The organism is Neoroseomonas lacus (genome assembly GCF_014644535.1).
GTDB classification, from domain to species: domain Bacteria; phylum Pseudomonadota; class Alphaproteobacteria; order Acetobacterales; family Acetobacteraceae; genus Neoroseomonas; species Neoroseomonas lacus.
Genome location: NZ_BMKW01000005.1, coordinates 243892 through 269963 on the forward strand (window position 1 = coordinate 243892; position 26072 = coordinate 269963).

Annotated in this window: 27 protein-coding genes; 10 read left to right on the forward strand and 17 right to left on the reverse strand. The window is 72.1% G+C overall.

Going from position 1 to position 26072, the window contains the following annotated elements; genetic code table 11:
* Positions 1 to 137: 137 nt before the first annotated feature.
* From IEY36_RS11760 to IEY36_RS11770, 3 genes are all read right to left on the reverse strand, one after another.
* Positions 138 to 4223 (reverse strand): chromosome segregation SMC family protein, encoded by a 4086-nt coding sequence (locus IEY36_RS11760; RefSeq protein WP_188967257.1) that lies wholly within the window; start codon positions 4221 to 4223, stop codon positions 138 to 140.
* A 3-nt stretch (positions 4224 to 4226) separates the two neighbouring features.
* Positions 4227 to 4877, reverse strand: a complete 651-nt coding sequence (locus tag IEY36_RS11765) for a DsbA family protein (RefSeq protein ID WP_188967258.1) — start codon at positions 4875 to 4877, stop codon at positions 4227 to 4229.
* Between the two features lie 84 nt (positions 4878 to 4961).
* Positions 4962 to 5426 (reverse strand): DUF721 domain-containing protein, encoded by a 465-nt coding sequence (locus IEY36_RS11770; protein WP_188967259.1) that lies wholly within the window; start codon positions 5424 to 5426, stop codon positions 4962 to 4964.
* On the opposite strand from IEY36_RS11770, the gene IEY36_RS11775 reads away from it, so the two are divergent.
* On the forward strand, positions 5420 to 6469 hold the full coding sequence (locus IEY36_RS11775) for an A/G-specific adenine glycosylase (protein ID WP_188967260.1): 1050 nt from the start codon (positions 5420 to 5422) through the stop codon (positions 6467 to 6469). The two genes, IEY36_RS11770 and IEY36_RS11775, sit on opposite strands and share 7 nt — an antisense overlap.
* 250 nt (positions 6470 to 6719) lie before the next feature.
* On the opposite strand, the gene IEY36_RS11780 is transcribed toward IEY36_RS11775, so the two are convergent.
* The 3 genes from IEY36_RS11780 to IEY36_RS11790 form a co-directional block, all read right to left on the reverse strand.
* The gene (locus IEY36_RS11780) at positions 6720 to 7283 is read right to left on the reverse strand and encodes a hypothetical protein (protein WP_188967261.1); all 564 of its coding nucleotides are present in this window, start codon (positions 7281 to 7283) and stop codon (positions 6720 to 6722) included.
* 166 nt (positions 7284 to 7449) lie between these two features.
* Positions 7450 to 8535 carry a site-specific DNA-methyltransferase gene (locus IEY36_RS11785; protein ID WP_188967262.1) on the reverse strand — a complete coding sequence of 362 codons (1086 nt, stop codon included), beginning with the start codon at positions 8533 to 8535 and terminating at the stop codon, positions 7450 to 7452.
* Positions 8536 to 8592: 57 nt separating this feature from the next.
* A complete protein-coding gene (locus IEY36_RS11790; protein ID WP_188967263.1) occupies positions 8593 to 9231 on the reverse strand; it encodes a ribonuclease HII in 639 nt (212 codons plus the stop codon).
* A gap of 51 nt (positions 9232 to 9282) precedes the next feature.
* Here IEY36_RS11790 and IEY36_RS11795 point away from each other — a divergent pair, with 51 nt between their 5' ends.
* Positions 9283 to 10353, forward strand: coding sequence for an NAD(P)H-dependent flavin oxidoreductase (locus IEY36_RS11795; RefSeq protein WP_188967264.1), 1071 nt, complete (start codon positions 9283 to 9285; stop codon positions 10351 to 10353).
* A gap of 62 nt (positions 10354 to 10415) precedes the next feature.
* On the opposite strand, the gene IEY36_RS11800 is transcribed toward IEY36_RS11795, so the two are convergent.
* A complete protein-coding gene (locus IEY36_RS11800; protein WP_188967265.1) occupies positions 10416 to 11636 on the reverse strand; it encodes an MFS transporter in 1221 nt (406 codons plus the stop codon).
* Positions 11633 to 12346, reverse strand: coding sequence for an ArsR/SmtB family transcription factor (locus IEY36_RS11805; RefSeq protein ID WP_188967266.1), 714 nt, complete (start codon positions 12344 to 12346; stop codon positions 11633 to 11635). The genes IEY36_RS11800 and IEY36_RS11805 overlap by 4 nt, the downstream gene beginning before the upstream one ends.
* 67 nt (positions 12347 to 12413) lie before the next feature.
* On the opposite strand from IEY36_RS11805, the gene IEY36_RS11810 reads away from it, so the two are divergent.
* On the forward strand, positions 12414 to 12761 hold the full coding sequence (locus IEY36_RS11810) for an antibiotic biosynthesis monooxygenase family protein (RefSeq protein WP_188967267.1): 348 nt from the start codon (positions 12414 to 12416) through the stop codon (positions 12759 to 12761).
* Between the two features lie 42 nt (positions 12762 to 12803).
* Here the strand turns inward: IEY36_RS11810 and IEY36_RS11815 are convergent, their stop codons facing one another.
* Positions 12804 to 13700, reverse strand: a complete 897-nt coding sequence (locus tag IEY36_RS11815; RefSeq protein ID WP_188967268.1) for an alpha/beta fold hydrolase — start codon at positions 13698 to 13700, stop codon at positions 12804 to 12806.
* 13 nt (positions 13701 to 13713) lie between these two features.
* Positions 13714 to 14307, reverse strand: coding sequence for a DUF2239 family protein (locus IEY36_RS11820; protein ID WP_188967269.1), 594 nt, complete (start codon positions 14305 to 14307; stop codon positions 13714 to 13716).
* 102 nt (positions 14308 to 14409) lie between these two features.
* Between IEY36_RS11820 and IEY36_RS11825 the strand changes: the two genes are divergently transcribed.
* Entirely contained in the window at positions 14410 to 14718 is a 309-nt protein-coding gene (locus tag IEY36_RS11825; RefSeq protein WP_229681260.1) for a GIY-YIG nuclease family protein, read from the forward strand.
* A gap of 10 nt (positions 14719 to 14728) precedes the next feature.
* Here the strand turns inward: IEY36_RS11825 and IEY36_RS11830 are convergent, their stop codons facing one another.
* Entirely contained in the window at positions 14729 to 15892 is a 1164-nt protein-coding gene (locus IEY36_RS11830; RefSeq protein ID WP_188967271.1) for a pyridoxal phosphate-dependent aminotransferase, read from the reverse strand.
* Positions 15889 to 17307, reverse strand: coding sequence for a gamma-glutamyltransferase (locus IEY36_RS11835; protein ID WP_188967272.1), 1419 nt, complete (start codon positions 17305 to 17307; stop codon positions 15889 to 15891). Before IEY36_RS11835 ends, IEY36_RS11830 begins: the two co-directional genes overlap by 4 nt.
* A 287-nt stretch (positions 17308 to 17594) precedes the next feature.
* On the opposite strand from IEY36_RS11835, the gene IEY36_RS11840 reads away from it, so the two are divergent.
* On the forward strand, positions 17595 to 18329 hold the full coding sequence (locus IEY36_RS11840; RefSeq protein WP_188967273.1) for a DsbA family protein: 735 nt from the start codon (positions 17595 to 17597) through the stop codon (positions 18327 to 18329).
* Positions 18326 to 19147: an MBL fold metallo-hydrolase gene (locus tag IEY36_RS11845; protein WP_229681261.1), complete on the forward strand. Its 822-nt coding sequence runs from the start codon at positions 18326 to 18328 to the stop codon at positions 19145 to 19147. The genes IEY36_RS11840 and IEY36_RS11845 overlap by 4 nt, the downstream gene beginning before the upstream one ends.
* 61 nt (positions 19148 to 19208) lie before the next feature.
* Here the strand turns inward: IEY36_RS11845 and IEY36_RS11850 are convergent, their stop codons facing one another.
* The gene (locus IEY36_RS11850; RefSeq protein WP_188967274.1) at positions 19209 to 19616 is read right to left on the reverse strand and encodes a CDGSH iron-sulfur domain-containing protein; all 408 of its coding nucleotides are present in this window, start codon (positions 19614 to 19616) and stop codon (positions 19209 to 19211) included.
* Between the two features lie 182 nt (positions 19617 to 19798).
* Between IEY36_RS11850 and IEY36_RS11855 the strand changes: the two genes are divergently transcribed.
* The 3 genes from IEY36_RS11855 (at position 19799) to IEY36_RS11865 (ending at position 22359) form a co-directional block, all read left to right on the forward strand.
* Complete coding sequence (locus tag IEY36_RS11855; protein WP_229681262.1) at positions 19799 to 20740, forward strand: M14 family metallopeptidase; 942 nt, start codon at positions 19799 to 19801, stop codon at positions 20738 to 20740.
* Between the two features lie 70 nt (positions 20741 to 20810).
* Positions 20811 to 21701 (forward strand): fumarylacetoacetate hydrolase family protein, encoded by an 891-nt coding sequence (locus IEY36_RS11860; RefSeq protein WP_229681263.1) that lies wholly within the window; start codon positions 20811 to 20813, stop codon positions 21699 to 21701.
* Between the two features lie 4 nt (positions 21702 to 21705).
* Positions 21706 to 22359, forward strand: a complete 654-nt coding sequence (locus tag IEY36_RS11865; RefSeq protein ID WP_188967276.1) for a polysaccharide deacetylase family protein — start codon at positions 21706 to 21708, stop codon at positions 22357 to 22359.
* A gap of 322 nt (positions 22360 to 22681) precedes the next feature.
* Here IEY36_RS11865 and dctP read toward each other — a convergent pair whose 3' ends face one another.
* Together dctP and IEY36_RS11875 are read right to left on the reverse strand one after the other, a co-directional pair.
* On the reverse strand, positions 22682 to 23647 hold the full coding sequence (dctP, locus tag IEY36_RS11870; protein ID WP_188967277.1) for a TRAP transporter substrate-binding protein DctP: 966 nt from the start codon (positions 23645 to 23647) through the stop codon (positions 22682 to 22684).
* Positions 23644 to 24294: a NeuD/PglB/VioB family sugar acetyltransferase gene (locus IEY36_RS11875; RefSeq protein ID WP_188967278.1), complete on the reverse strand. Its 651-nt coding sequence runs from the start codon at positions 24292 to 24294 to the stop codon at positions 23644 to 23646. The genes dctP and IEY36_RS11875 overlap by 4 nt, the downstream gene beginning before the upstream one ends.
* A 91-nt stretch (positions 24295 to 24385) precedes the next feature.
* Between IEY36_RS11875 and IEY36_RS11880 the strand changes: the two genes are divergently transcribed.
* Positions 24386 to 25009, forward strand: a complete 624-nt coding sequence (locus IEY36_RS11880) for a Tat pathway signal protein (protein WP_188967279.1) — start codon at positions 24386 to 24388, stop codon at positions 25007 to 25009.
* 49 nt (positions 25010 to 25058) lie between these two features.
* Here the strand turns inward: IEY36_RS11880 and IEY36_RS11885 are convergent, their stop codons facing one another.
* Together IEY36_RS11885 and IEY36_RS11890 are read right to left on the reverse strand one after the other, a co-directional pair.
* Positions 25059 to 25667, reverse strand: coding sequence for a glutathione S-transferase family protein (locus IEY36_RS11885; protein WP_188967280.1), 609 nt, complete (start codon positions 25665 to 25667; stop codon positions 25059 to 25061).
* On the reverse strand, positions 25661 to 25906 hold the full coding sequence (locus IEY36_RS11890; protein ID WP_188967281.1) for a hypothetical protein: 246 nt from the start codon (positions 25904 to 25906) through the stop codon (positions 25661 to 25663). The genes IEY36_RS11885 and IEY36_RS11890 overlap by 7 nt, the downstream gene beginning before the upstream one ends.
* Positions 25907 to 26072: the final 166 nt, after the last annotated feature.

Sequence of the window (26072 nt, forward strand, 5' to 3'; positions counted from 1 at the left end):
TGTTATCGCAGCGCGTCGAGCGCCCGTTGGAGCAGGTTCCGCTCACGCTGAAGCGGCCGCGGGCCTCACACCCCCCAACCGGCCAGCCAACAATGGTATCCCGGATGGGGGTGCGGGCCGCGGCCGTCTGAACGCACCTAGGCGGCGACCGGCCCCTCGGCCATCTGCACCGCCTGCCCGAGATCCACGCTCAGCAGCCGCGATACCCCGCGCTCCTGCATGGTCACGCCATAGAGCCGGTGCATCCGCGCCATGGTCAGCGGGTGGTGCGTCACCACCAGGAAGCGCGTGCCGGCCTCCGCCGCCATGGCATCCAGCAGGTCGCACAGCCGCTCCACATTCGCGTCATCGAGCGGCGCATCTACCTCGTCGAGCACGCAGACCGGCGCGGGCTGGCAGCGGAACACCGCGAAGATCAGCGACAGCGCCGTCAACGCCTGCTCGCCACCCGACAGCAGCATCAGCGTGGACAGCTTCTTGCCCGGCGGCTCGGCATAGATCTCAAGCCCGGCTTCCAGCGGATCATCGGACCCCACCAGCGCCAGATGCGCCCGCCCGCCGCCGAACAGCCGCGAGAACAGCGAGCGGAACTCGGCATCGACGCGGTCGAACACCTCACGCAGCCGTTCGCGCCCCTCGCGGTTCAAATGCCCGATCGACCCGCGCAGCTTGGCGATCGCCGCCGTCACCTCGTCGCGATCGCCGGTGATCTGGCCGATCCGCTCCTCGATCTCGCCCACCTCGATCTCGGCGCGTAGATTGACCGGGCCCATCTCGTCCCGCTCGCGCGCCAGCCGCTCGACCTTGCGCCGCGCCTTCTCCTCGGCGGCGTCCGAGAGTTCCTCAGGGGCGGGGGGCAACTCCGCCTCCTCGCCCAACCGCTCGGCGATGCGCGCGGCGACGGCCTCCTCGGCGGTCGCGGCGGCCTCGGCCGCACCCTCGGCACGCACCTGGCCCTCGCGGGCGGCGGCGAAGGCGGCATCCGCCCGGCGCCGCGCCTCGGCAGTGTCGCGCAGCGCCGTCTCGGCGGCCTTCAGCGCGGCATCGGCGGCGGCATGCTTCGCCTCGCATTCGGCGAGCAGCCGCCCGGCCTGCTGGCGCCGCGCCGCGGCATCTTCCGGCGCCTCGGCGAGCCCATCGCGCTCGGCCTGCGCCTCCGCGCCCCGCCGCCGCAATTCAACGACCCGCGCCTCGGCATCCGCCCCCCGCGTGGTCCACAGCGCGGCTTCCTCACCCACGGCAGCGAGCCGCGCGGTGACGCGCACCGCCTCATTGCCCAGCGCGCCAATATCGCTGCGCGCCTGCACCTCCGCGCCACGGGCGGCCGCCAGCGCATCGCGCGCGGCTCCCACGGCGGCCCGCATCGCCTCAAGGTCCGGCAACGCGGCCTCGGCGGCCACAGCCTCGGCCTGCGCCGCACTCGCCTCCGCGAGTTCCGCCGCCAGCCGCGCCAATTGCGGCTCCAGCGCGGCCAACCGGCTCTCCGCCTCCGCCGCACGCGCGGCCAGCGTCGATTCATGCTGCCGCGCGCCCTTGGCATTGGCCTCGGCGGCGCGACGGCCTTCCCGCGCGGCATGCTCGGCGGCCTGCGCCCGCGTCTCGGCCCGCCCGGCCTCCTCGGCCGCCCCGCGCAGCGCGACGAGGTCCGGCAGCGCCGCCAACGCCTGCTCGGCGGCCTCCAGCAACGCCTCGGCCTCGGCCCGATCAGCCCCCAGCCGTGCCAATTGCGGCTCGATCGCCGCCAACCGGCTCTCCGCCCGCGCATGACGAGCGGCCAGGGCTGCCTCCGCCTGCCGCGCCTCGGCCAACGCGCCATCGGCCCGCGCACGCGCCTGGCGGGCGGCAGCCTCGGTGCGCCGCGCCTCCTCCTCCTGCCTCGCTGCTTCGGCGCGGGCGGCATCGGTGGTCGCCGCTTCCGCCTCGGCCTGGTCCAACCGCGCCTCGGCCGCCCGCAGCGCATTGCGCTGGGCCAGCCGCACCGCGCCGGGCGTCGGCGCCCCGGCCCGCGCGGTATGCCCATCCCAACGCCACAAGGCGCCTTCCTCGGTGACCAGCGACTGCCCCGGCTTCAACGCCGCCTGCAACCCCGCGCCATCACTCCCGCGCGGCAACAGCCCGATCTGTGCCAGCGCCCGCGACAGCGCCGCCGGCGCCTCGACCAGCCGCGACAACGGCACCGCGCCCTCGGGCAACGCCGCCACGGCATCGAGCGGCGGCAGATTGCGCCAATGCCGCGGCGAACTCTCATCGGAAGGGCTCTCCAGCGCCTCCCCCAGCGCCGCGCCGAGGGCGGCTTCCAACCCGGCCGGCACGCCCACCTGGTCGAGGATCGGCGCCGCCGCCCCCGGCTCGCGTGAATTCAACACATCCTTCAACGCCGAGACCTCGGCCTGGGCGCGCGCCCGCTCGCCCCCGGCGGCGGTGGCGGCACGGCCGGCCTCGGCATGGGCGGCGGCCGCCCAGGCGCGCATCGCCTCGGCCTTTTCCAGCGCGATGCGGGCTTCCTCGACCGCGCCCTCGGCACCGGCCAGCGTGGCGGCGGCGGCCTCCCGCTCGGCCGGCGGAATATGCTCGGCGGCGGCGGCGTCACGGTCCTTCTGCATCGCCGCATGCTGCGCGGTGATGCGCGTCAGCCGGTCCCGCGCGGCATGGCGCTCTGCCTCGACCCGCTGGGCGATGCTGGCGGCTTCCGACGCACCACGCCGCGCCTCCGCATGCCGGGCGGCGGCGGCGGCGCGCGCCGCCTCCGCCTCCTCCAGCGCAACGCGGGCGGCATCCAGCGCGGCATCGGCGGCGGCCACTTCGGCGGCGGCCTCACTGCGGGCGTCCTGCGGCACGCGGGCGCGGGCCGCGGCCTCACGCTCTGCCGCCAGCCGGCCATGACCTTCCTGCGCGCGCTTCAACCGCGCCTCGGCAGCACCGCGCGCCTCGCCGGCCGACTGCACGCGGGCGGCGGCCTCGGCGGCCTGTTCGGTGGCGGCCTGGGCGGCCTGCTCCGCGGCCTGAGCGGCCTGCTCGGCCTCGGCCAACGCGGCCTCGGCGCCGGCTCGGCGGGCGGGCAGGGAGGTCTCGACCGCCCGCAACGCCTCAGCTTCCTGGCTCAGCCGTTCGCGCGCCACATCGGCATCGCGTAACACCCCCTCGGCATGGCTGAGGTCCCGGCTCATCTGCGCCAGCCGCGCCTCGGCGCCGTCCAGCGCCTCGCGCGCCCGCCGCTCCTCAGCTTCCAAGCCTTCGGATTCAACGCGCCGACGTTCCAGCGCTGTGCGCGCGGCGGCCTCGGCGGCGCGTGGCGCGGGGATCGCCTGCTCGGCCTCGAAAGCGGCGATGGTGGCGCGTTCGGCTTCCGCCTCGGCATTGCGGACAGCCAGCCGCGCCGCACCGAACTGCGCCTTCGCCACGCTCGCGGCGGTCTCGGCCCGCGCGGCGAGGATCGCCAGCCATTCCCCTTCCGCCTGCCGCACCAGCCCCGACAAGTTCCGATACCGGTTCGCCTGCCGCGCCTGCCGCTGCAACCCCTGGCGCTGGGACTCCAACTGCCCGAGCAGATCCTCGGCGCGCGACATGTTGGTCTCGGCCTGCCGCAGCTTGAGTTCCGCCTCATGCCGCCGCGCGCGCAGCCCGGCGATGCCCGCGGCCTCCTCCAGCACCTGCCGCCGGTCCTCCGGCTTGGCCTGGATCAGCGTCGAGACCCGCCCCTGGCTGACCATCGCCGAGGCCCGCGCGCCCGAGCCGATATCGGCGAACATGGTCTGCACGTCGCGGGCACGGATCTCGCGCCCATTCACCCGGAAATTCGACCCCTCGCCGCGATTGATGCGGCGCATGATCTCCAGCTCCGGCTGGTCCTGGTTCGGTGGTGGGGCGAGCCCCTCGGCATCCTCCAAGCTCAGCGTCACCTCGGCGAGGTTGCGCCCGGCGCGTGTCGCGGTGCCGGCGAAGATGACGTCATCCATCTCCCCGCCGCGCATCGCCTTGGCCGAGGTCTCCCCCATCGCCCAGCGCAGCGCCTCCACCACGTTGGACTTGCCGCAGCCATTCGGCCCGACGATGCCGGTCAGCCCTGGCCGGACCTCGACGGTCGTGGCTTCCGCGAAGGATTTGAACCCGGCAATGCGGATACGGGCGAGCGTCGCGCGCACCGAGGCCTGGCGCTGCGCATCGCTGCGCGGCGCCCCATCCTCTTCCTCCGGTGCGGCGGGGGCGGCCTGCCCGTCATCCATCGATCAGCCCCGCGCTTCCTGGGCGAAGCGGTCGAAGGCGATGGCGCCGGAGACCACGCGGGTGTTGAACACGAAGGTCGGCGTCGCCTGGATGTTGTAGGCCTGCTCCCCCTGCTGCCGCAGCGCGAGCACGCCGCGGGCGGTCGCGTCATCCGCCCAGGCGGTCTCGAAGGTCGTGGCCGACATGCCGGCCAGCGCCGCGATCTTGCCGATCTCGGTCTTGTGGTCGACGCCGCGGGCGAAGGCCCAGCGGTCCTGCGCGCCGAACAGCGTCTCGATGAAGGGCTCATAGACCTCGACCGGGAAATACCGGGCGACGACGGCCGCGCGCAGTGCGATCTGGTCGAGCGGGAAGTCGCGCCACACGAAGCGGATTTTGCCGGTCTGCACCAGTTCCCGCTTCACCCGCGGCCAGGTCTCGCGCCCGAAGGCGCCGCAATGGCTGCACGTCAGCGAGAAGAATTCCTGCACCACCATCGGCGCCGAGGCCTCGCCCATCGAGCGCTCGGACAGGCGCGGATTGTCGGCCGCGGGGGCGGCGGGGGCCGCCGGCGCCTGGGCGGCGGCCGGGCTGGCCAGCAGCGGCAGCAACGCGGCACCCCCGGCGAGGAGGCTGGCGGAACCGGTCAGCAGGAGGCGGCGATCAAGGGACATCGGTATTTCCCGTCATGGTGGCGGGCCATCCGACCGGGGCGGGCCCAGCGGGCGAACCCAGGGGGAGGCCATGGAATCGGCAGATCAACGCCCCCGATAGACGCCGCGGGCCAATCTTGCCAGCGCCTCGCGCAATTCCGGGGATGAGACCTCCGCGATGGCCGATTCGACCCGCTCCGGAAGCGGTTTCGGCGCCGATTCGCGGGGTTTCCGGGGCGCGGCGCCAGCCGGGGCGCGCTGCACGAATCGGAACTTCTCCACCGCCACCCGGCCCAGCGCGGCATTGATGCGTGACGCCAGTTGCGGCGCCAGGTGCTGCATCTCCATCGCCACCGGCCCGGCGCAGGCGAGCGTCAGCGTCCCCTGGGTCAGCCGCAGCGGTTGCGTGACGGCGGCGATCGCCGGGCCGACCAGCTCGGTCCAATCCGCCATGATCTGCGCCCCGGCCGGGCTCTTGCGCTTGAAGGCCGGGCGTGTGAGCGCTGGAACCAGGGCGCCGAGCGGCCTCGGCCCGCCCAGGAACCGCCTGTCCTCGATATCCCGTGCCATACACCTTGCCCTCCGCCGCCGATCTGCTCGCCTGGTATGACCGGCATCGCCGGGTCCTGCCCTGGCGCGCCGCCCCCGGCCAGGCGCGCGATCCCTACCGTATCTGGCTGTCCGAGGTGATGTTGCAACAGACCACGGTGGCGACGGTGGGGCCGCGCTATGCCCGTTTCCTGGCGCGTTTCCCGACCGTACAGACACTCGCCGCCGCCGACTGGGCGGAAGTTGCGGAAGAATGGGCCGGCCTCGGCTACTACGCGCGCGCCCGCAACCTGCATGCCTGCGCCCAGGCGGTCGCGGCGGCCGGCGGCTTCCCGCGCGAGCCCGCCGGCCTCGAGGCCCTGCCCGGGATCGGGCGCTACACCGCCTCGGCGGTCGCGGCGATCGCCTTCGACGCGCCGATGGTGCCGGTCGATGGCAATGTCGAACGCGTCACCGCCCGCCTCGCCGCCATCGAGGAGCCGCTGCCCGGCGCCAAGCCCCGCCTGACCGAGATCGCCGCCGGCTTCATGGCCGACCCGGCGGCGCGCGCCCGACCCGGGGATTTCGCGCAAGGCCTGTTCGACCTCGGCGCCACCATCTGCACCCCGCGCAACCCCGCCTGCGCGCTTTGCCCCTGGCGGGCGGATTGCCGCGCCCGCCAGGCGGGTATCGCCGCCGAACTGCCGCGCAAATCGCCCAAACCGGCGCGGCCGCTGCGCCACGGCGCGCACTTCCTGCTGGCCGACGCGCAGGGCCGCATCCTGCTGCGCCGACGCCTGGCCAAGGGGTTGCTCGGCGGCATGTTGGAAGTGCCCGGCACTCCCTGGCGCGCCAGCCCCTGGCCCAAGGCCGAGGCCCTGGCCCACGCACCCCTCGAGGCCCCCTGGCGCGACGTGCCCGGCATCGCCCGCCATGGCTTCACCCATTTTGAAGTGGAGATGGTGCTCTTCGCCGCCACCCTGCCGCGCGGCACGGCTCCGGAGGGCGAATGGCAGACACCCGACGCCGCCCGCGTCGCGGTGCCCACGGTGATGCGGCGCCTGCTCGACCTGGCCGGGGCCTGACAGTCCCTTTCAACAGGTGCCAGCCGGCACGTTTCGAAGCCCGGCGCGGGGCCTTGTAAACTGACTCTGAGGGGTGCTGCGGCCACGCTGCGCTGGCATTCAGCGCGTGTTCTTGCTATGTTCCAATCATCCTGTGGCTCCCCCGCATCCGGTCCGTCTCGACGCCGTAAAGTGCTAGAATTTTAAAATCTTAAAACGCGTCGTTTCAAATATTTAGGGCCTGATCGGGCAGGGCGAAGCCCGCCCGCCGTCACATCCGCGCCCGCGCATAAACGAACCCCGCACCCACCAGCACCACCAGCAAACCGGCGACGGTGATCAGCATCGCCGATTGCTGCAGCATCGCGACGCCCGGCACCGAGGCGCCCAGCACCGCGCCTACCGCCATGATCCGCCATGACCCGGCATGGACGCCGGCCACGAAAGTGCCGAGACCGAGCAGCAGCAGCAGGCCGATTTCATTGGCATTGTCGTTCACCACCCCGCGCACCGAGGGCAGGAACATCAGCAGCATGGCGGCCAGGAAGGCCGCCCAATGCGCCGCCTGGGTCCAGACCAGCCGCATGCGCTGGCCGCGCCCCGCCGCGGCATTCCAGCCGGCGGCAATGCACAGGGCGCCGAAGACCGGGGCGAGGATCTGCCAATAGAGCAGGTTCGGCGTCGCGGCGCCGCTGGCATAGGCGACGCCGCCGAAGCCCGCGAGCAGCATGATGAGGTAGGGCGCCTCGGCCAGGATGGCGCGACCCCAGGACCGGCCCGGCGGCGGCACGGCCGGCCCTGGCGTGACCTCGGCGGAGACGATGCTGTCGCTCATGGTTCAGACCTCTCGCTATGCGCGCCGCGCGTGCCGTTCAGTACCGCGCCGCACCGCGCCCGTCATGGGCATGGGCGTCGCTCATGTCGTGTCGTCACAGGCCGCGCAGTCATTGTACTCACGCGCCCCGCGCTTCCCGTAGTCACGCGCCCCGCGCTTCCCGTAGTCACGCGCCCCGCGCGATGGTCTCGCGCAATTCGTCGAGCACCCTCAGCCGCCCATCGCGGCCTTCGATGTGCCAGAACAGCCAGCCATTGCAGGACGGCGCTTCCTGCACCGCCGCGCCAACCTTGTGGATCGACCCGGTGGCGAGCCCGCAGCGCAGCGTGCCATCCGCACCAACCTGCGCTTCCCAGCGCTTCTGCCGGTCGAACAGCTTCGTTCCGGCCGGCACCAGCCCGCGTTCAACCAGCGTGCCGAAGGGGATGCGCGGTTGCTCCTTCTTCGACGGCAGCGCGGCCGCGGCATCCTCGGGGGCCGGTTCCACGGCGGCGATGCGACGCAGCGCCGCATCGGCATAGCCCTGGTCCCGCTCGATGCCGATGAAGCGGCGGCCGAGCCGCTTGGCCACCGCCCCGGTGGTGCCCGACCCGAAGAAGGGGTCGAGGATCACATCGCCCGGCGCGGTACAGGAAAGGATCACGCGATGCAGCAGCGCCTCGGGCTTCTGCGTCGGGTGCAGCTTGGTGCCGGCCTCGTCGCGCAACCGTTCATGGCCGGTGCAGAGCGGGATCAGCCAATCGCTGCGCATCTGCAAATCGTCGTTCAGCGCTTTCATCGCCGCGTAGTTGAATCGGTAGCGGGATTCCGGCCCGCGTGCCGCCCAGACCAGCGTCTCATGGGCGTTGGTGAATCGACGGCCGCGGAAATTCGGCATCGGGTTCGACTTGCGCCAGATGACGTCGTTGAGGATCCAGTAGCCAAGGTCCTGCAACGCCGAGCCGAGCCGGAACACGTTGTGATAGGCGCCCATCACCCAGATGCTGCCATCCTTGCGCAGCACGCGGCGGCATTCGGTCAGCCAATCGCGGGTGAAGGCGTCATAGGCGCCGAGATCGGCGAAGCGGTCCCATTCGTCGTCCACGCCATCGACCAGGCTGTCATCGGGCCGCCGCAGCGTGCCCTTGAGCTGCAAGTTGTAGGGCGGGTCAGCGAAGATGGCGTGCACCGAGGCCGGCGGCAGGTGCCGCAGCCACGCGATGCAATCCCCGACCAGAACCTGGTCGAGCGGCGTGTCGATCTGCGTACCCACTGTGAAACCCCGTCCCCCGACGCGAAGGCCGCAGAATCGCTTGTGCGACTCGGCAGGTCAAGCGAACCGGAAAACCGCCTGGTCGACCGGACGGAAGCCGCGCCGGTGATGCGGGCTCGGGCCGAGCGCCTCAAGCGCGGCCAGATGCGCCGCGGTGGGGTATCCGGCATGGCGCGCGAAGCCATAGCCGGGCCAGCGCGGGTCGAGCCGCGTCATTGCGCGGTCACGGACGACTTTCGCCAGGATCGAGGCGGCGGCGATCGACAGCGAGAGCGCATCGCCGCCGACCACGCAACGCACCGGGCAGGGCAGGGCGGGCGCCTGGTTGCCATCGACCAGCGCGAGGTCGGGGCACTGCGACAGCCGTGCGACGGCGCGCGCCATCGCCAGATGCGTCGCGCGCAGGATGTTGACGGTGCCGATCTCGGCCGAGGAGGCGGCGCCGACACCGAAATCGACCAGCCCATCGGCGGCGGCGGCGCGGAGCGCGGCGAAGGCGGTCTCGCGCTGCGCCGCCTTCAGCTTCTTGGAATCATCGACGAGCGCGGCGAGCGCTGCGGGTGGCTCGTGCAGGAACACCACCGCGGCTGCGACCACCGGCCCGGCGAGCGGCCCGCGTCCGGCCTCATCGACCCCCGCGACACGGCCGGCGCCGGCTTCGAGGAAAAGGTCGGGCCGGGGACGCGAACTGCGCATTGCGGGGGCGAGCACCTTGGGGCAGGAGAATCGACAACCGGAGGATCAGCCATGACCATTAATGCCGCGACCATGTCGGCAACAGGGCGCGCCCAGGCTTTCTGCGACCGGTTCGGCCTGCGCCTGCCGATTCTGCTGGCGCCGATGGCGGGGTCGACGCCGGCGGCACTGGCCTCGGCGGTCGCCAATGCGGGCGGGATGGGCGCCCTCGGCGCGCTGAACACGACGCCGGAGGGCATCGCCGCTTGGGCCGGCGCCTTCCGCGCCCAATCCAACGGGTCCTTCCAGATCAACCTGTGGATCCCCGACCCGCCGCCCGTGCGCGACGCGGCGCGGGAGGCGGCGATGGCGCACTACCTCGCCGGCCATGGCGCACGCCCGGCGATCCCCGAAGGCCCGCTGCTGCCCGACTTCGCGGCGCAATGCGCGGCGATGCTGGCGGCGGGGCCGACAGTGATATCCTCCATCATGGGCGTGTTCCCGGCCGATGTGGTGGCCGCGGCGAAGGCGCGCGGCATCGCCTGGTTCGCCACAGCGACGACGCTCGCCGAGGCGCGGGAGGCGGTGGCCGCCGGGGCGGATGCCATTCTGGCGCAGGGGGCGGAGGCGGGTGGGCATCGCGGCGCCTTCGACGCGGCGGCGGCGGAACGCCAAGTGACCGGCAGCATCGCGCTGATCCCGCGCTTCGCCGATGCGCTGGATGTGCCGGTGATCGCGACGGGTGGGATTGCTGATGCGCGGGGCATTGCCGCGGCGCTGACGCTCGGCGCCAGTGCGGTGCAGATCGGCACCGGCTACCTGCGCTGCCCCGAGGCGGCGATCCATCCCGTCTGGGCCGCTGCGATCGCGGCGGCCGAGCCGGAGGATACGATGGTGACGCGGGTTTTCTCCGGCCGGTTGGGGCGTGGCATTGCCAATGCGGTGACGCGCGGGGCGCCGGCGCCGGCGGACTACCCGGTGCAGCGGGCGCTGTTCGCGCCGGTGCGCGCGGCGGCGGAGAAGGCGAACAACCCCGAGGCGATGCAGATGTGGGCCGGGCAGGCGGCGCGGTTGGCGGCGGCGGAACCGGCGGGGGAACTGACGGCGCGCCTATGGGCGGAGGCGCGCGCGCTGCTGCCGTAACGCTGCATCCCAACAGCCAAAAAACGGAGGGGGATTCGGGGGAGGTGTTCCTCCCCCGATCTTCACTTTGCCGCCCCTCGCGGCAACAGCAACCACCCCGCGACCCCACCCGCCAACGCCACCCCCAACACCCCGAACCCCGCCCGATACGCCATTTCAGGTCGCGCATCGCCGGCCTCGGGAAACATCCCCACCACCGCGCCCATCGCCATCGGCAGCAACGCGGAGCCCAACACCTGCGCGAGGTTCACCGTGGTCGCCCCGCGCCCGACCAGGTGGTCCGGGAACAGCGATCGCCCTTCCGCCACCACCAGGATCGGGAAGGCTGAGAACAGCACCAGCAGCACGAGCAGGACCAAGGCCGCGCCCAGTGGCGCGCCGGGCCACAGCGCCAGGGCGAACAGCGTCCCAGCGGCCAGCGCGGCGGCGACCGTCACGATGCCGCGCCGGCCGCCGATGCGGCGTTCCAGCGGCCCGATCAGCAACAGCCCGACGGGCATCGCGACGCCCATCGCCGCCAGCGCCCAGCCGCGCCCGGTGGCGTCGAGCCCGTGGACATCCGCCAGATACGGCCCGGCCCAGAGCCCCAGCACCGTCGCCGCCGCCGCATAGCCGACCAGGTGGATCGACAGCACGCGGGCCAGCCCCGGCAGCCGCCAGATCGAGAGTTGGCCGAGCAGCGCTTCCTTCAGCGTCTCGGCTTCGCGGAACACGGGTGGGCGGTCGGGTGGGTCGTCGCGCACCAGGCGCCACCACAGCAGCCCGCAGATCGCCGTCAGCAGCGCCGAGGCGCCGAGCGCCCCGCGCCAGCCCAGCAGCCCCGAGGCGGCGGCGAGCGGCGCGCCGGCCAGCAGGATGCCCATCTGGGAGAGCGCGAAGACGCGCGACAGCGCCAGCGTCATCGCCGCCCCGCTGTACCAGCGCGCGCAGAGCACCACCGCCGCCATGAACGACGCGCCGGAGCCTAGGCCAATCAGGAAGCGCGCCGCCAGCAGCGTGGCGCCATCCGTCGCGAAGGCCTGGAACGCCGCGCCGGCCACCGCGATGCCGGTCAGTGCCGCCACCGTGCGCCTCGGCCCGGCGCGGTCGAGCGCGATGCCGACCGGGATCTGCGCCAGCAGCAGCGCGGCGAAGAACATCCCGTTCGCCGCGCCGAGCACGGCCGGGGTCAACGCAAGCTCGGCGGTGAGGTCGGGCGCGATGACGCCGAGCGCGGCGCGGTGGAACTGGCTCAGCCCCGTCATGGCCGCGAGGGCGACCACCAGCCTGGTCGCAGGCGTCATGCCGCGTCGAGGCCAAGGCCTTCGTGCAGGCCCCGCGCGCCTTCGGGTGTGACGGCGATGCGGCGGCGGGCCAGCACATCGCCCTCGCCATTCCCCGGCAGGCGGCGCAGCCAGCCGCGGGTCAACCAGGCGGTGGCGATCTCACGGCCCAGCCCGCCGGCCAGGTGTGGGCGGCGTTCGGACCAGTCCATGCAGTCGCAGGCGAAGCGCTTCGCCGTCATGGCCTCGTCGAGATCGACGCCGGTCGCGGCCAGCCGCTCGCGGCCTTCCGCCGAGGCCGCCCAGCCGCCCGGCACGGGGGTCAGCCAGCCGGCGCCGGTCAGCCGCTGGTGCAGCGTGACGCCGAGCCGCCCGGCCAGATGGTTCCAGCAAAGCCGCGACTGGCGCGCCGTCTCGCCATGCTTCCAGGGGCGTGGCGGGGCGATGCGGGCGGCGAGGCCGCCCAACGTCTCGATGACGGCGGCGACTTCCTCCGAGGCCAGGCGGTGGTAGCGGTGGCGGCCCTGGGCGTGGACCACGATCAGCCCGCCCTCGGCGAGGCGCGCGAGATGGCCGCTGGCCGTGGCCGGCACCACCCCGGCAATGCGGGCGAGTTCGCCGGCGGTCAGCGCCTCACCGCTCATCATCGCGGTGAGCATGCGCGCGCGGGCCGGGTCGGCCATCAGCGCGGCGGTGGCGGCGAGCGGGCCGGGGGCGGTGGGGTCGGTCATGGGGGGAATGCTATCCCGGTTCGGGCCATGATGCTTCGGTCGCGGGGAAAATGTGCGGGAGGGCGTGATGATCGCGGTGATCTTCGAGGTGGAACCGGCTGAGGGGCGCGAGGCGGACTATCTCGCCATCGCCGCGACCATGCGTGCCGAATTGGAACGGCAGCCCGGCTTCGTCAGCGTGGAGCGGTTCCGCAGCATCACCAATCCCGGAAAACTGCTGTCGCTGTCGTTTTGGGAGGACGAGGAGGCCGTGCGCAACTGGCGATGCCATGCCGGGCATCGGGACGCGCAGCGGGCGGGGCGGGATGGCGTCTTTTCGGGATATCGGCTGCGGGTCGCGGGCGTGCTGCGGGACTACGGAATGGCGGAGCGGCGGGACCAGGCGCCGGAGGACAGTTTCCGTCTGTTCGGGTGAGCGCCTGCCGCCCGCGATGGTGCTGCGCGGGGCGTGCTGCAATCATCGATGGTGACGGCGTGCGGTGTGATCGATCATCGCGACGATGGTGTCGTGCACCGCCGGCGGCACATCGTGCCCCATGCCGTCGATGACCAGCAGCTCGGCGCCGGCGATCCGCGCCGCGATGTCCCGGCCGCCTGCCACGGGGATCAGACGGTCATCCGCCCCATGGATGACGGCGGTTGGAACGGTGATCCACGGCAGGCGCGCGCGAAGACTGCCGGTCGCGACAATCGCCGCGATCTGGCGACCGAAGCCGGCGGGGGCATGCGCGCGCCGCCGTTCAGCCAGGAGTTGGCGGCGCCAGGCCGCTTCATCGAATGGGAAGCCCGGACTGCCGAGCAGGCGCGCGAGAGCCAGGCCGTGATCAATGAAGCCGGCCTCGTCGACGAGCGGATCCGGCGCGCGCCGGGTCAGCAGGGCCATCACCGCCGGATCGGCGGGCGGCAGGGCCGGGTCGTTGGTGCTCGACATGATCGGGACCAGCGACCGGGCGCGATGCGGATACACGGCGGCGACCAGTTGCGCGATCATGCCACCCATCGAGCGGCCGACCAGATGCGCCCCGTCGATGGCCAGGGTATCGAGCAGGCCGACCGCGTCGGCCGCCATATCCAGCAGGGTGTAGGGCACGGCGAGGCGGTCGCCGCGTGCGGCGGCCATCGACAGGGCGGCGATATCGGGCACTGGCGACGCGGCAAGATGCGTCGAGAGGCCAGCGTCGCGATTGTCGAAGCGGATCACGCGGTAGCCGCGCGCCGCCAGGGCTTCGCAGAAGGGCACGGCCCAGCGGATCATCTGGACGCCTAGGCCCGCGATCAGCAGAAGCGGTTCGCCGGATTCAGGTCCGATGCTGTCATATTCGATGGTGATGCCATTGGCCTGGACATGCGGCATGGAGGTGCGTCCCTTACGCGCCGGGAGACGTCGGGCGCGCGTCGCCGAAGGCCAGGGCGATCAGATGGGCCTGCAGGTCATCGGGCCAGGCTGACAGTCGGTGCTCGAAGCGCGTTCTGTCCTTCGCGAACAAGGCGCGCGAGGCGTCCTCGAAACCCGGCAGGTCGCCGGCTAGCGCCGCCATGACACGATAGGCGGCATCGCGCCGCGCGCGTTCGGCATCGCTCGCGCCGCTGGATAGACGGGCCTGCTCCACCAGCCGGCGCAGCGCGGCGGAAGCGCCGCCAGGTTGCGTCGCCAGCCAGTCCCAGTGACGCGGCAGCAGCGTCACTTCCCGCGCGATCACGCCGAGCTTCGGGCGGCCGCGCCCGCGCGCCGGGTCGGGCTGTTCCGGCGCCGCCAGGGCGTAGCGACGGCGCACCGCGTCCGCGTCGCCGCGCAGATCGAGGTCGACCACGGCCCCGGTGCGATCGTCGAACACCAGGATGGCGGCATGCCGGTCGAGTGCCTGCGCACCGCGCACAGCCAGGGCGACCTCGGCGAGGGCGCCGCGGGCGAGGCGATTGAAGCCCTGGAAGGCGGTGACGGTCGGGTGCGGCTCGGTCATGGCCGGGGCGTTTATGGGTTTTCGGTGGATTTGTAAATTATATCCGGGTAAAAAACCCAACGAGGATGGAGCCCAATGCAGAGAAACGATCGAAAGGCCGCGATGGCGGCCTACAAGGAGCGGAAGGTTACGGCCGGCATCTTCGCCTTGCGCTGCCCGGAATCGGGGCAGGTGTGGGTCGGTCAGGCGCAAGACATGTCGGCGATCTGGAGCCGCACCGGCTTCACGCTGCGGCACGGGCTGCATGCGTCACGCGACCTTCAAGCGGCCTGGAACGAGCGAGACGGACAGGGCTTCATCTTCGAGGAACTGGAACGCTTCGATGCCGAGGCGCTGGCGATCGGCCGGGCGCGCATCCTCAATGAGAGGCTCGCCCATTGGGCCGCGGCGTTGCGGGCGATGAAGCTCTGACGCCGAGGCGCTACCGCGCCAGCCATTGCGCGAGGCGCTGCGGCACCTCGGCCATCGCACCCTCGGCCCCGCAATAGGAGAACCGCAGGTATCGCGCCCCGCGATCGCGGTCGAAATCGAGCCCGGTGGTCGCTGCGATGCCCGCCTGGTTCAGCATCTCGGCGCAGAAGGCGGCGCTGTCATTGGTCAGGTGGCCGACATCGCACCACAGGTAGAAGGCGCCATCGGCCGAGGCGATGTTCGTGAAGCCGGCCTGCGGCAGGCCCGCCAGCAGAGTGGCGCGGCTGCGTGCGTAAGCGGCCTTGTTGGCTTCCAACTCCTCGACGCAGTCCATCGCTGCTTCCGCCGCTACCTGGGCGATGTGGGGGGCGCTGATGAACATGTTCTGCGCCAGGCACTCGACGGGGCGCACCAGGTCCTCGGGCAGCAGCAGCCAGCCGATCCGCCAGCCGGTCATCGACCAGTATTTCGAGAAGGAATTCACCACCACGGCGGAGTCGCTGAACGCCGCCGCCGAGCTTTCGGCGACCGTGCCCCAGGTCAGGCCGTGATAGATCTCGTCGCTGACCAGCCGCACGTCGTTCGCGTTGCACCAGCCGGCGATGGCCGCCAGTTCATCGGGGGCGAGCATGGTGCCGGCCGGGTTGCAGGGGCTGGCGACGATCAGCCCCTGCGGCCGCGGGTCCATTTTCTCGAGCATGGCGACGGTCGGCTGGAAGCGCGTTGCGGCATCGCAGGGCAGCAGCACCGGCCGCATGCCGAGCGCGGTCAGGATATTCGCGTAGGGTGGATAGAAGGGCGCGGCCATCGCCACCCGGTCGCCCGGGTCGAAGGCGGCGAGGAAGGCGAGCGGGAAGGCGCCCGACGCGCCCACCGTCACCGCGATGCGGGCCTCCGGCACCTCAAGGCCGTAGCGATCCCGGTAGTGACGGGCGATGCGCGCGCGCAGGGATGGCAGGCCGAAGGCCTCTGTGTAGCCCATCGGCGTGCCGGCCTGCAGCGCGCGGATCGCCGCCTCGGCCGCGCCGCGCGGGGCGCCGGTGCCGGGCTGGCCGACCTCCATGCGGATGATCCCCGGCGCGCCCGGCGGCAGCGACGCGGCGCGCGCATTGGCCGCCGCGATCACGTCCATCACCAGGAAAGGTGGTGCGTCCCCCGCCCGGCCGACCTTCATCGCCCGCTGGCCGTCACCGGCGCGAAGGAGCCGATGGCGACGCCGCCGCCACGCGGGTCGGCCGCCGCGACGCAGCTGTCATTGCCGCGCGGCACATAGCTTGGGCAGGACAGTGCAAGCCCGCGCCCTGGGTCCGGGATGGCGGCGAAGCCATTCTCGAAGGGCTGCCGGCGCAATGCGGTCGACATCATCGTCGCCGCCGCGATGCCGGCGGCCTGCTGCCCGGTGCCGGCCGTCGCGGCGCGGAAGCCGCGCAGGGTATTGTTGGTCGCCAGCGAGACGGCGAGCGGCGCCGGCGGCACGGTCCCGAGGCCCGGTGCGGCGGCGAGCAGCACGCCGGTGCCTTCGGCCACGCGCCCGGTGCCGAACAGGTTGTTCATCGAGAAGGCGCAGGCGACCGCATTGCCCTCGGGGTCCATGGTCAGCAGCCCGGCGCTGGCGCCCGAAATGCCGCCGCTGGCGAAGGGCGAGGTGCCGGCCTGGGTCGCCTGGAAGGCGGTGGCCGTGCCGGCGGCGCCGTCGCCGACCGCCGGCAGGAAGAAGGCGATGTCATTGCCGGCGGGCACGCGCACCGCTTCCTGCACCTGGGCCAGCGCCTCGCGCAGCTCCGGGGCGGTCAGCCCGCCGCCGGCCGTCAACGAGGCGGCCTCCAGCCGCTGCGACAACCCGCCCTGGTAGAGTTCGCCGACGCCGCCCGAGCGCAGCTGCGCCAGCGTCGCGCCGAGGTCGAGCTGGATTAGCCGCTCGCCACCGCGCAACGGGCCACCGCCGGTGGCGCCGAAGATGCGCCGCGCCTGCGGGTCGTTGAGCAGCGGGGCGGCGACGACGGCAAGGTCCTCGGACAGCGCGCCACTGACCTCGGTGCCGAATCGCGCCAGGTTCTCGGCGGGGCGGACCAGTTGCTCGAAGCGCAGCCTGCCGCCGCGGGTGTGCATCAGGAACAGCCCGCGCGCCATCAGCGGCAGGGCGGCCGGCCGGTCGGTGCCCGGCGGCAGGGCAGAGCGCGAACCGGCCGGGAAGGAGACGGTGATCACCTCCCGCAGCCGCGCATTGTAGACGAGGCAGGCGCCGCCGCCGCCCAGCCCGGCGCGCGAGGGCAGCGTCACCGTCATGGCGAAGGCGCCGGCGACCGCGGCATCGACGGCGGTGCCGCCGGCCGACAGGATCTCGCGCGCCACCAGGGCAGCGCGCGGTTCATCGGCGACCGCCCCGCCCAGGAAGCCGCGGACATAGCCCGGCGTGCCGAGAGGGGCGGCCGGAGTCGAACTGCCGCCGAACATGGAATTGACCGTCGAACAGCCCGACAGCAGGGCGGCGGCCGCCAGCAGCCACGGCGCGCGGCGGTGCCAGGGGCGGGTCGCAGGGATGCCGGTCCCGTGGTTGGCGCTGGCGGTGCTCGGTGTCGTGGTGCTCATGCGCGTGACGCTCACTTCCCCTGCCGAACGGCCCGCCGGGCCGGTGCCGGACTTCTCGAACGATCTCACAAGCGCCGGGCCATAGACGGCTTCGCCATCAGCGGCAACCGCGGGCCGACCTGGAACGATGCCGGTGCGGGCCGTCTGCGCGCCGATCTGGCGCCGGCGCGGCAGTTGAGCCGGCACGCCCGGGCGCGCATTCTGCCCCTGCGGCGCCTGGCCTACCCTGCCGGGCGGCGCGCCCCATATCGGGCAAGGCATGGGCGCGCCGACGCCCGGAGTTGAGCATGAGACGGACCTTCCTGCTGGCCGCGGCCGGTACCCTCCTTGGCGGCCGCGCCATGGCGCAGGCCTTCACCGAGGCGCAGCGCGCCGAGATCGTTGCCATCATGCGCGATGCGCTGGCACGTGACCCGACCATTCTGCGCGAGGCCTTCGGCGCCCTGCAGGCAGCCGAGGAGCGCGACCGCGAAACGGTGCAGCGCAGTGCCATCGCCGATAATCGACAGGCGATCTTCGGCGTGGCCGGCGACCCGGTGCGCGGCAATCCGGATGGCGATGTCACCATCGTCGAGTTCTTCGATGCGCGCTGCCCCTATTGCAAGCGGCTGCATGCCGAGATGGGGCCGCTGCTGCGGCGCGACGGCCGCATCCGCGTCGTGATGAAGGACCTGCCGATTCTCGGGCCGCAGAGTGTGGTCGCGGCGCGTGCGCTGCTCGCCGCCCAGCGCCAAGGCAAGTACCCGGCGATGTACGACGCGCTGATGAGCCTGCGTGGCGAGCCGACCGACGCCGTGATCCGCAGCGAAGCCGAACGCATCGGCATCGACTATGCGAAGATGCGGCGTGACATGGAGGATCCGGCGATCCAGCAGCGGCTCGACGCCAACATCGCCCTGGCGCGGACGCTGCGCATCGAGGGCACGCCGGCGCTGATCATCGGCGAGACGCTGGTGCCCGGCGCGCTGCCGGTTGCGCAGATCGAGCAGATGATCGCGCAGGAACGGCGGCGGGCCCGATGAACCCGACCGCCTTCATCTGCGCGACCTGCGGCACGCAGCAGGCGCCCGCGGCCGCGCCGCCCGCGACCTGCGCGATCTGCGAGGATCCGCGCCAATGGGTACCCGCCGCCGGCCAGCCATGGACGACCATGGAAGCCCTGGCCCGCCGCCATGCGATCGGCTGGCGGGAGGTGGCGCCGGGGCTGCTCGGCTGCGGCATGTTCCCCGACTTCGCCATCGCCCAACGCGCGCTGCTGGTCCGCACGCCGGCGGGCAATGTGCTGTGGGATTGCGTGGCGCTGCTCGACCCGGCGACCGTGGCCATCATCAAGGCGCTGGGCGGCATCAGTGCGATCGCGATCAGCCATCCGCACTACTACGCGACGATGGTCGACTGGGCGCGGGCCTTCGATTGCCCGGTGCTGCTGCATGGCGCCGACCGCAAATGGGTGATGCGTCCCGACCCCGCCATCCGCTTCTGGGAGGGCGAGCGGCATGCGGTGCTGCCCGGCGTCACGCTGCACCGCCTGGGCGGGCATTTTGCCGGCGGGACCATCCTGCATTGGGATGTCGGCCGCGGCGGCATCCTGACCGGGGACATCGCCTCGGTGACGCCGGACCGCCAGCATGTCTCCTTCATGTGGTCCTTCCCGAACTGGGTGCCGCTGCCGGCGGCCGAGGTGACGCGGATGGGCGCGGTGCTCGAGGCACTCGACTTCGATGCGGTCTACGGCGCCTGGTGGGACAGGGTGATCCCGACCGGCGGCAAGGCGGCGATGCGGCGCAGCGTGGCGCGCTACGTCGCGGCGGTGACCGGGCCGGGGCCGCTCGGCGACTGATCTTCGGCGCCTGCGGCCCGACATGCCGTGCGGGGTCCGGCGCGGCAGTGCGCCGCGCGGGTCAAGGTGCGACGAAGCCGCTGCGACGATGCGTGCCGTCGCAATACGGCTGCTTGGCGGATTTTCCGCAACGGCACAGGAACACCTGCATGGCGCGGTCGGTGACCTCTCCGGCGTCGTTCAGGATGACCAGCGGTCCGGATGCCTTCACCGGGCCATTCGGTTGCGGTGACAGATCGAGCGGCGCCGCGGCGTCCGGCAGCGCCACGCCGTCGCGCCGCGGCGGGTCGCCGGTCAGGGTGCAGCCGGACTGGCTGTGACTTCCATCACACCATGGTTTGTTCGCCGAGGCGCCGCAGCGGCACAGCCAAGCTTCCTCGCCAACTGCTTCGCCGTTGAGCAGCACTCGGCCGCGCAGTTCCAGGGGGCCATTCCTCAGCACGCGCGCCGTCGCATGGTCTGCCGACATGGTGTTCGCTCCCGACGCGCCATGGATGGACGCGTGTTGCCGCCCGTATACACTGCAATCGTGGGTACTTTGTCGTCTCGCTTCAGTCGCATGATGCAACGCGTAGGGCTCCGGCCTGCGCGCTGTGGTGGCAATTTCACGTGATGCCCGGCGCCTCGGGAGCCCGGGACTGGGTAGCCGCGATGCCGGTCGTGCCGGTGAACATCCCGGTGCCGGATCTCCGGCGCTGGCTGCCCGGCAATGCCGGCGTGCCGGGCGTGTGGTCCTTCGCGGCGGAGCGGCCCGGGCCGCATTTGGCCATCACCGCCATCATCCATGGCAATGAGATCGCCGGCGCTGCGGTTCTCGACCGGTGGCTGCGGCAGGGTATTCGCCCGGCGCGCGGGCGACTCAGCCTGGCGTTCTGCAATCTCGCGGCCTTCGCCCGCTTCGACCCGGACGACCCGACCGCCTCGCGCTACCTCGAAGAGGACATGAACCGCGTCTGGGACCGCGATACGCTGGCCGGGAATGACCGGTCGAGCGAGGTGCGCCGCGCGCGTGAATTGCGGCCGCTGATCGACACGGTGGACCTGCTGGCCGACCTGCATTCCATGCTGTGGCCCTCCGAGCCGCTGATCCTCACCGGGCAGACGGAGAAGGCGGCGCGGCTCGGCCTCGCGATCGGCGTGCCGCCGACCATCGTGGCTGATCATGGCCATGCCGGCGGGCGGCGGATGATCGACTACGCACGCTTCGCCGACCCGGCCACGGCGCCGGCCGCCGTGCTGATCGAAGCCGGGCAGCATTGGGAACCGGCGACCGTCGCGCGGATGGAGCTGGGCTGCGCCCGGCTGCTGCGCCACCTTGACATGGCGCTGCCGGGCCAGCCTCTCGCCGTTGAGGACGCGTTGCCCAGCCCACGCCGCGCCCGGGTGACGCAAACCGTCACGGTGCGCAGCCGGTCCTTCAATTTTTTGCGCGAGTTCCATGGCGGCGAGGTCATCCCCGCCCGCAATACGCTGATCGCGCTGGATGGGGAGGTCGAGATCCGCACCCCGCACGACAACTGCCTGCTGGTGATGCCGACGCCGATCGTCCATCGGGGGCACACGGCCGTGCGGCTGGCGCAGTTCGTCGATTGAGGGGCGCCGGGGCTTGCGCGTGCGCCCGTGGCGGGCTTGCGTGGCGCGGAGCCACTCTTGGGGGAACGTCATGGCCGGCCTGAAACTCATCACCTTTTCCGACGCCGCGGGCAGCCGCGCCGGCGTGCTGCTGGAAGGCGGGCGCGTGCTTGACCTTGCGGTGGCGATGCCGCCGGCGCGCGACATGCTCGCGCTGATCGAAAGCGCGCCGGGACTGCTGTCCGCGGTGCGCTCGCTGGCGGCCAATCCGCCGGCCGCGGCGGTGTTGCCGCTGTCGGCCGTGACCCTGCAGGCGCCGATCCCGCGGCCGCGGCGCAACGTGTTCTGCGTCGGGCGCAACTACATGGACCACGTCGCCGAGGGCGACCGCACCCGCGGCATCACCAATTCCGAGATGCCGAAATTCCCGCAGTTCTTCACCAAGGCGCCCGACACCGTCATCGCGCCGGGCGAATTGGTGCCGAGCCATGCGGGCGTGACCGAATGGCTGGACTACGAAGTCGAGCTGGTCGCCGTGATCGGCACCGCCGGGCGCAACATCCCGAAGGACAAGGCGCTCGACCACGTCTTCGGCTGGACCATCGGCAATGACGTGACCGGGCGCGAATTGCAGCGCCGGCACGGGCAGTGGTTCAAGGGCAAGTCGCTCGACCGGTCCTGCCCGATGGGGCCGGTGATCGTGCCGCGCGAGGACCTCGACGCGTCGGACCTCGCCATCGGCTTGAAGCTGAATGGTGAGCAGCGGCAGTCGTCGCGAACCTCGAAGATGATCTTTGACGTGAAGGAGATCATCCATCAGCTCTCGGCCGGCTTCACCCTGCTGCCGGGCGACGTGATCATGACCGGCACGCCGGAAGGCGTTGGCTATGCCATGCAGCCGCCGCAGACGATGAAGACCGGCGACGTGATGGAACTGACCATCGAGGGCATCGGCACCCTGACCAACGCCATCGGGGACTGACCCGATGCCGGAGGTCTGCCTGACCTTCGACAACGGCCCCGAGCCGGAGGTCACGCCCGGCGTGCTGGCGGTGCTCGCGCGCCGCCGCATCCGGGCGACCTTCTTCCTGGTCGGGCAGAAGCTGCGTGACCCGGCGGCGCGCGCCTGCGCCGAGCGCGCGCAGGCGGAAGGCCATGCGATCGGCAATCACACGCTGACGCATGGCGCGCCGCTCGGCACGCGCGACGCGGCGGAGGCGGTCGCCGAAATCACCGAGACGGACGCGTTGCTCGGGACGCTGCATGGGCCGGACCGGCTGTTCCGCCCCAATGGCGGTGGCGGCGCGCTGGGGCCGCACCTGCTGAACCAGGCGGCGGCGGCGCATCTGGTGGCGCATCGGCACACGGTTGTGCTGTGGAACGCCGTGCCGGGGGATTTCCGCGACCCGGATGGCTGGGTCGAGACGGCGCAGGCCATGCTGGGTGCAGCGCGCGAGACCGTCGTGCTGGTGCTGCACGACCTGCCGAACGGGGCGATGCGGCATCTCGACCACTTCCTGGGCGAGGCCGAACAGGCCGGGGCGCGGTTCGGCGCCGCGCCGCCGGAGAGTTGCGTGCCGCTGCGCCGCGGCGTGGCGGGGGTGGATTTCGCGCGCTACGTCATGCCGGGTGCCACGTGAGGCATTTGGGGGGCGCCGGCCCATAGGCGCGGAAGATTTCGCGGTGAAGCGGCGGGAGCCGGAGAGGGCTTTGCCCCCTCTGGACCACCCCCACCAAAGGCCCGACGCCTTTGGAAACCGATACTTGGCGCTGGGCGGCGAGCAGAGCGCGCGCCGTGCCCGATACCCGGCGACCTGCCGGCCATTTTGCCCAAAGCGACTTCTTCGTGGTGGCAGGGCAACCGCGCCCGGCACCAATTCGAGGTGTCCAGAGGCCCTTAGGCCTTTGGCGGGGTGAGGTTCGGAGAGGGGCAGAGCCCCTCTCCGTCGCACCCTCGTAGCCTCAAGCCCCATACGCCGTCAGAATCGCGGCCCCCGCCTGGCCCGTCCGCCCGCTCCATTGCGTGATGGCCGTACCCGCAGCGCTTCGCAACGCCGCGCGCAGCGCCGCGTCCGGTTGATGGATGGCGACCTGGTTCTCGCGCATCACCCGCTGGTTCGCCTCAAGCCGCCCGATGATGGCCTGCCACTGCCGCACCTCGGTCTCGGCGCCGGCCTTGGTCACCGCCTCCCGCTGCGCCGGCGTCAGCGCGGCGAGGCGCGCATTCGACGCGAAGGCGAGCGACAGCGGCCACGCATAGTTCAGCTCCGTGAAGTTCGGCAGCCAGCGCCACAGCTGCCGCCCCGCCCCGCCATCGCCCGAGGACAGCACCGCATCGAGCGTGCCGGCCTCGAGCCGCGCATTGACCTCGCCGAACGACAGCACCTCGGCCGTCGCCCCCGCGGCGCGCAGCACCTCGGTGCCGGTCGCGTCATAGGTGCGCACGCGCAGGCCGCGCAGGTCCTCGGGCGTCGTCACTTTCCGGTGCGTCCACAGGCCCGAGGGTGGCCAGGGCGTCGTCCACAGCAGCGTCGCGTCATGCTTGGCCAGGGCCGCGACGTAATGGGGCTTGGCCAGGTCGCGCAGCCGCGCCGCGTCGGCGTGGGAGGCGGTCAGGAAGGGCAGGGAGGAAAGCAGGAACAACGGGTCCACCGCGGCCAGCGCACCGGCGAAGGCGTCGACGGCAGCGAAGCGGCCCTCGGCAAGCGCAGTCAGCGCGGCGGCGGAGCGGTAGCCGCCCGGCCCGTCCGTCGCCGCCGTGACCGGCAGACCGTGCGCCGTGGCGGCGGTGGCGAAATGCGTCACCCCTTCGCCGGGGATCGAGGTGGCGGGGTATTCCGTCGCGACCGTCCATCCAACCGGCTGTGCCAGCGCTGAACCGAAGGCGAGCGCCGGGGCGGCGAGGATGAGGCGGCGCGAGACGATCATGAGGCGTGCTCCTGATGCATGGGCCTGGCCGGGACGCCGGCAACGGTCGCCCCGGCGGGGACATCGGCGAGAACGGCGGCCCCCGCGCCAATGATGGCCCCCGTCCCGACCATGACGCCAGGGCGGATGACGGCGCCGGCGCCGACCATCGCGCCCGCGCCGATGCGCACGCCACCGGTCAGGACGGCGCCGGGGGCGATGTGGGCGGCTTCCTCGATGACGCAGTCGTGCTCGACGATCGCCCCGGTATTCACCAGGGCGAGGCGGCCGATGTGGGCGTCGGGCCCGATCACGACGCGCGCCAGGATGGCCGCGCCATCGCCGATGGTCGCGCCATGGCCGATGGTCGCGGATGGGTGGATCAGCGCCGGCAGCGCGAAGCCGGCCGCCGCCAGCCGCCCCGCCGCGGCGACACGCTGCGCGTTGTTGCCGACCGCCGGGTGGGCATGGCCGATGCCCGACCGCGCCAGTTCCGCCAGCAGCGATTCATCACCGAGCACCGGCACGCCGAGCAGCGTCGCGACCTTCGGCGCCGCGTCCACCACGCCCGCGGCGCGCCAGCCGGCATGCGCCAGCACCAAGTCGAGCATCGCCTTGCCGTGCCCGCCCGCACCCAGAAACAGGATCGCCGGCTTCCCATCACCCATCGCCACACCCTACACCGGAAGCTGCGCGTGCCATCACCCTGCCGCGCAAAGGCCGCTACAGTGTCGTCCCATGCCTGACCGGAGGAGATGGATGCGTATCCTGGCTGTCCTTGCCGCCCTGGTCGGCCTGCTGGCCGGCGCCTCGCCCGCCGTGGCGCAAAACCGCTTCTGGTTGCAGAACAACACGGAGCAGACGATCGTCGCGGCCAATGTCTCGCCCTCCCGCGTCGAGGATTGGGGGCCGAACATCCTGACTCAGGGGCCGGTGCGGCCGGGGATGCAGGTTTGGGTGCAGCCGACCTTTCCCGATTGCTACCTCGATATCCGGGTCCGCTTCGCCGACGGGACGGAGGATGGGCATCTCGGCGTGCATGCCTGCACCCTGTCGCGCATCGCCTTCGGCCGGGACGTGCCACTGGCGGCGACCCCGCCGCCGCCCGAACCGGAACGGGTTCTCGCCAACCCGTCCTTCACCTTCGTCAATCGAACCGGGGAGGCGATCCGCGAGATCTATGTCTCGCTGACCAGCAACCGGAATTGGGGAAATGACCGGCTGGGGCCACGGCAGATCCTTCCACCGGGCGGTTCCATGCCGATCAGCCTGCCGCGCGGGTCGGTCTGCACGGCGGATATGCGCATCGTCTTCATGGATGGGCGCATCATGGAACAGCGCAATGTCGAGACGTGTAGCATCCGGGAATTCGTCTGGCGCTGAACGGGACGATCAGGGGCACCTGCCCGCCTGACCGTCCCGCCAAACGCGTTCAGCCTTCGCGCAGCTTGCGCGCCCGCAGCGCCGCCGGGCGCGTCAGGCAGGTGTCGAGCCAGGCCTTCACCTTGGGGAAGGGGGCAAGGTCGTAGCCGTTGAGCCAGGGGCCATAGAGCACGCAGGCCAAGTTCAGGTCGGCCACGGTGAAGCCGTTGCCCACCAGATAGGGTCGCTGCGCCAATTCACGTTCCAGGACGGCCAGGCGCAGGTCGAGCGCTTCCTTGCCGGCCGCCGCTTCCGAGGCGATGCGCTCAGCTTCCGGCTTGATGTAGGCGTTGTATCCCCAGCGCATCACATGCGCCTCGACCTCGGTGCCGGTCCACAGCGTCCACTGCATGACGCGGGAGGCGTCGTCGCCCGTGGGCATCAGCGGCGCGCCGGCCTTGGCGGCGATGTGCAGGTTGATCGCCAGGCTCTCGAACAGCACGAGGTCGCCGTCTTCCAGCGCCGGGATCTTGTTGTTCGGGTTGATCGCGAGCGGGCGTTCCAGCTTGAAGCCGGGCGCGAAGCCGAGCGGGACGACCTCGTAGGGCAGGCCGGCTTCTTCCGCCGCCCAGATGCAGCGGAAGGCGCGTGAGCGGGCAATGCCGTGGATCTTCAGCATGGTGTTTCCTCGTCAGGCGCGCGGGGTGCGTCCCGGCGCGCGGTTTCGGTCGTGATGGCTTCGCCCAGGCGCTGTACCGCGCCGTGGAAGAAGCGTTGCAGCAACAGCCAGGCGAACAGCAGCAGTAGCGCCCAGGGCAGGCCGAAGCTCGCCCAGGCGAGCTCCGCAGCGACCACCCAGCCGAGGCCGAGCAGCATGCCCGCCCGCAGCACGCCAATGACGGGATGCGGTGTGGTCATGCGGACAGACACGTCCACCTGAATCTTCGGATCGCGGCCGTGCCGCGATCCGGGAGCGCACGGCGCGACCGCGCCGAGGCCGCCAGCCTCCGCCCGCGTGACAGTGCGTGGCGCGCAAGCCAAGCGCCCGGGCGGGCGCGCCGGCGCCTGAGGCCCACGCAGAATC